This is a genomic window from Dialister sp. UBA1703 (genome assembly GCA_002320515.1).
Taxonomy (GTDB): domain Bacteria; phylum Bacillota; class Negativicutes; order Veillonellales; family Dialisteraceae; genus Dialister.
Genome location: DCJJ01000124.1, coordinates 260 through 5,009, shown reverse-complemented (window position 1 = coordinate 5,009; position 4,750 = coordinate 260). Strand labels below are relative to the sequence as shown.

5 protein-coding genes are annotated in these 4,750 nt (G+C 43.0%); all 5 read right to left on the bottom strand.

Annotation, left to right across the window (positions count from 1 at the left end; all coding sequences use genetic code 11):
* Positions 1-214: 214 nt before the first annotated feature.
* The 5 genes from B2Y11_RS05610 to B2Y11_RS05590 all read right to left on the bottom strand — a co-directional run bounded on the left by B2Y11_RS05610 (position 215) and on the right by B2Y11_RS05590 (position 3,961).
* Positions 215-400: a hypothetical protein gene (locus B2Y11_RS05610; protein ID WP_273096532.1), complete on the bottom strand. Its 186-nt coding sequence runs from the start codon at positions 398-400 to the stop codon at positions 215-217.
* 232 nt (positions 401-632) lie between these two features.
* A complete protein-coding gene (locus tag B2Y11_RS05605; RefSeq protein ID WP_291057159.1) occupies positions 633-1,928 on the bottom strand; it encodes a hypothetical protein in 1,296 nt (431 codons plus the stop codon).
* A gap of 854 nt (positions 1,929-2,782) precedes the next feature.
* Entirely contained in the window at positions 2,783-3,010 is a 228-nt protein-coding gene (locus B2Y11_RS05600) for a DUF1659 domain-containing protein (protein WP_291057157.1), read from the bottom strand.
* A gap of 14 nt (positions 3,011-3,024) precedes the next feature.
* Positions 3,025-3,231 (bottom strand): DUF2922 domain-containing protein, encoded by a 207-nt coding sequence (locus B2Y11_RS05595; RefSeq protein ID WP_291057155.1) that lies wholly within the window; start codon positions 3,229-3,231, stop codon positions 3,025-3,027.
* A 124-nt stretch (positions 3,232-3,355) separates the two neighbouring features.
* Complete coding sequence (locus B2Y11_RS05590) at positions 3,356-3,961, bottom strand: sigma-70 family RNA polymerase sigma factor (protein WP_291057153.1); 606 nt, start codon at positions 3,959-3,961, stop codon at positions 3,356-3,358.
* Positions 3,962-4,750 lie beyond the last annotated feature (789 nt).

The following is a 4,750-nucleotide window of genomic DNA, read 5'->3' as shown; positions in this document are numbered from 1 at the left end:
ATGCAATGCAAGGAATGGGACGACGCGAATAGCAAGCTATTTAGGGGGCTTCTCCGTTGCCTGAAAGGGCAATTATGATAGGGTGAATACAAGCTCATATCTACACTGGAAACATCCCCTATACAGGAAGGTATATAGGTCAGTTTTCCTGCCTGCTTATCATTGATAGCAAAGATAAAAGCACCTGCATTTCTGTAAGTGCTTCTATCGTAAATTATTTATTTTTGAATTCTTCCTCGATTTCTTTCATGCGTTGGTCGTATTCCTCTTTGGTAAGAACTCCATTCTTAAGTCCCCAGTTTATCCCTTTAATTTTATCTTCCTTACTTCCTCCTACTTTTACCACTCTGTAAATAGGAGGGTCCTTCCATCTTCTTGCTGAGAAAAGCTTTTCGCTCATTTTTCTGCTTCCTCCATGTAATAACAAAGTATATCGCAGTTAAATGCCGTCCTGCTGTTTTCCATTTCTCCGGCAATCTTCTTTGACTTTATTATAACTATATTATACAAAACGCCAATGTCAAATCCTGTCATTTTATAAAATTATATTTCATTTCTAATTTGCCAATAAAAATAACCTGCAGAGTTTTCCCTGCAGGTTATTTGGGAATCAATCACAGACTTCCTTTATTTTACTCATCGCTGTCATCATCTGCTATGCCCATCTGCCTTGACCAATAGCTGCAGCTTGCCAGTTTTGAAGTATAAGCTGCCTGGTGAATCAGTCCGGCATTGAAAAAGCAGGAAGGATCCAGGGTTCCCAAGGGACGGGTAATGCGCTGATAGTCGGCAGGATTCTTCATCAGAAGGCCTGATATGCAGGGGATATTTCCGGCTGCCTCTTCTGCCATGCGCATGGTTTGCGATATTTCCGCTGCCATGAAAGGTGGTTCCATGGCATGTTTCAAACTTTCAGCAAGTTCAGTGGAAATCAACGGCTTTCCCATGGCATTTCTCAAAATCCCCTGCATTTCTGTGCTGCCCAAGTTTTGCAAGACCGATTCCTGTTGAAAAATGGTTCCCATATCCCTGGCCATTCTGGAAAGCGATGCCAAAACGCCCATGTTTCTTAACCCCTCTGAAATCCGCTGTATGCTTTCCATAACAGGAGAAACATTCACTGCCTTTACGAAGGCATCCAAATGTATGGAAGCAAACGCAGGAAATGACAGTTTTTCGTCCCACCCGGTATTGATCCGCTTTTGTGGAAGACGGACCTTCTTTGGTACCTGCACTTCAGGAGACGCTTCTGTGCCATTTCCTTTGACCGTCTCATAGGTCGTATCAGCTGCGAAGACAACGTGAAGCCCGATGCAGGCCATTTCCAACCGGTCAAGGAAGAGTTCCTTTTCTTCGATTTCATCGTCATTCTGTGCATTCTTCAGCATATCCCGCCAGGAGGAAATAAGGGCCTGCACTTCCTCTTTTGTTTTGTATCGGTAATGGCTGGCACAGTCCTTGATGAACTGATTCCACCCCTCATTCTGCATCAGATGGGGTCCCCTTTTCCGTTTCATATACTCATCGACCAGCTTATCTATCGATAAAGCGGAAAGGCTGATGGATTGGTTGTCCAGATTCGGAAATCTGCGAAAGGCCCGGTTTATTCTGTCCATGACCGACTCTGCTTTGCATAGCAGGTGAATGGACAGGGTGTGGTCCCTGTATTCATCATACTGAAGAACAGCTGTAGCATAGCCGTCTCCATCGGTGTATAGGGAACGTACATGGGCCAGGGAAAGGTATCCGGTGTTGTTTCTCTTCCCGGAACCCATTTTCAGAGGCAGAAGGATATCTCCTTCAGGAAGAACCAGTGCCTGTCCTCTCCTCGCCGTGTCAAACAAATTTTCATGGTGAATAGACTGTCCGCTTTTTCTGAATTTTCGATCCATCTTATTCAGATACGTCTTAATAGCCATATATTCCATCTGCGGCACCTGATTGCCAAAGATAAGGATATTACATCCGCAATTCATACCATGATTAGAAAATTCCGGAAAAATACTCAAAATCTTTTGTGTAGTACTCATATTTTTCCTTTCTTAAAAAACGACTTTTTATCTACCTGATAAAATAAACTTTCCCTTCATTCCGCTTTTCTTGATGAACCATCTTCTTTCTCCTGTTCGTAGAACTTTTTCAAAGCATCATCTTACAACTCTACGGCCCCAACAGATAAAATCTCCTGTTATTTCATTGGTTAATTTTATCTGTTAACCATAGGATACCTTATTTATGCAGAAAAGTAAATCATCACATAGTTGAAATCTCATACTATGTATAGTAGATTTGACAGTGTAGATGCTACATATAGTATTTTATTGCCATATGTAGATATTGTTATTATGCGATAATATGTATAATATTCCCTTTTCTTTAAAAGAATAGATTTATTATGTCTCCTAAAACTCAGGCCTCCATAAAGAATTTGATAGCCGCTTAAATATACTGGATAACGCTGAATTCCTCTTTTTTCATTTTTTGCTCTAAATAATAATCGCCCAGATTCTATCAAATGGGATGTTTACAAAAGTAAAGTTTATGCATTTTTATCAGGCCAGACGCCTCCAGTTATCGTCATAATCAAAGGTTATTCAACTTTTTTATTGATACATATAAAGATGAAGAGACAAAACTATAGAAAACAGCAAAATAGGATGAAATATCACAACATTCTGCCAAATATGATGGGCTGAAAATTTCTTCATAATCCCATAAATCCCTTATTTCCTGCAGACATAAAAAAATCCCCGCCCATGGTGAGCGGGGATTTTTTCATTTCTCATCCTGCATCGGTGAGGTCATAGGTATTGACCAGACGCATGCCGGAGAGACTGGCGGAGAGAAGGCCTGCCACCGCCTTTCCTGCATCCAGGAGCTCATCGTCTCTAGCGCTGAGCTTGATCTGGTTGAAGGAAATGTTCTTGGTGGCTTTCTTACCACTTGCGGTGGTACCGTTTTCAACGATTACCAGAAGTTTGATATCAGTCATGTTTTTTGTTGCTGCCATGATAGCTTACCTCCTTATGCTAACTCTTCCGTGGTGGTGGTGGAAATGGTGACTTTTTCAAGCGCCGTCACTTCCGCACCGCTGCGGGTGATAAGAATGGGAATCAGTTTGGCAGCTGCCGCGTTTACCTCTTCCCTGGTGAGGCTGTCCTTGGGATTGGCCAGGGTGACAGTCATTGTGGACTTACCGGATGTTCTGAATACAAGATTGAGCGTTTTCATTTCGCTCCCCTTTCCGAAGGGAACCACTTACAGATTTTTCAACCCCTCGGCCGCCGGGGTTGTTCTGTTTCTCATTTCTCCCTTCTGGTACTACAATCGGGGTAACTTCCTTTTCTAGACCCCCTCAGGCAAAATATTTTTTGAAATTTTCATCATTTCTGGCCAGGGCCTGGATTTTCCGTTTGTGCTTGTACACATTCTTATAGGAAATGTGACAAATTTCACCGATGGTAAGCCAGGAGTATCCCTCCATGCGGAGGCGGAGCACCTCCTCCTGCCTCTTTGTGAGATGGAATCCGTGAATCAGTGCGTTCACTTCCTTTTCGGAAAGGGACGGCTCCCCTATTTCATACCAGTTCTGCCGAACCCCATCCAACCGGATTTCCCCGGAAAGGAGAAGCTCCTTCGTTTCCCCATCTTTGATGCCGCTGTGCTTCAGGATCATTTCATGCTGCCGCATGTAATTCAAGGCCGCATAGGTGAGATGTCTCTTCATATAGGCAGGGAAAGGAAGTCCCCTTCCTGCATCATAGAGAGGAAGTTTTTCCAGAAATACAAGCCAAAGAGTCTGGGCCATGTCTTCGTACTCAATGGTCTCATAGGCCGTTTTCGAAAGCTTGTACACCAGCGGACGGAAGCATTTGCACAAATCCACCTTCGCCCTGTCATCGCCCTGCCGTGCTTTCAAAACAAGAGAATCAATATAGTCGTGTTCATATGCAATTTTCATGAGAAATCTACTTTCTCCGAAGCGCGTTCCGGTATGTATTTACCGGCTGGCCATACTATAGCATGGCTTTTTTCGACCAAAAGTCATATTTTTCTCATTTTTTACTCATAAAAATCGCTTCAAGCTTCTCGAAGGACAAATTTCACACCTTCATGAAATTCGAAACTATGTTTTCACTCTTTTCCCCACCTTGAAGGAACCAAATAGCCCATTTTCTTTAGCAAGCTAAAAGGCCCCGATAAAATCGGAGCAAATGGGTGGTTAAAAAATTGGCAGGGGACTTGACGGGTTTTGAAAAACAATGAAATCGAGATTATGCAGCAAAAAAGACAGAAAAACCTATCAGGGGAGTATCCAGGTAAATTCAACCAATGAATCAGGCGTCTGCGCCTTGGCCTTCTCATTTGCATGGGTGCTGCTCAGATCTTGTCGTCAGAGAGAGGAAAGTCCTGCGATCGCTCTTCCTTATTGCTTTTCTGTCTTCTGTTTTCTTGCTTCCTTCTGTTTTCCNNCGGAAGGATGAAAAGTGGAATTCCATGATGTCTCCTCTTTCCCCTGCCCTCCCCTCTACCGCGGATGTGGAAGAGAGCATTTTGGAAATTAGATTCATCATCTCTAGAGGCCTTTTCATCCCTCTGGTATTACAATCGTTAAAGGTTCCATTTCTAGACCCCCCTCTTATGGAAAATTTTTGAAAAAAAAAGACCCTTTCCACGAAAAAGGGTCTTGATACCGGTACCGAAAGCAATGGAGGGTAAGCGTCAATTTAGGGAAGCACTGATTAATTCG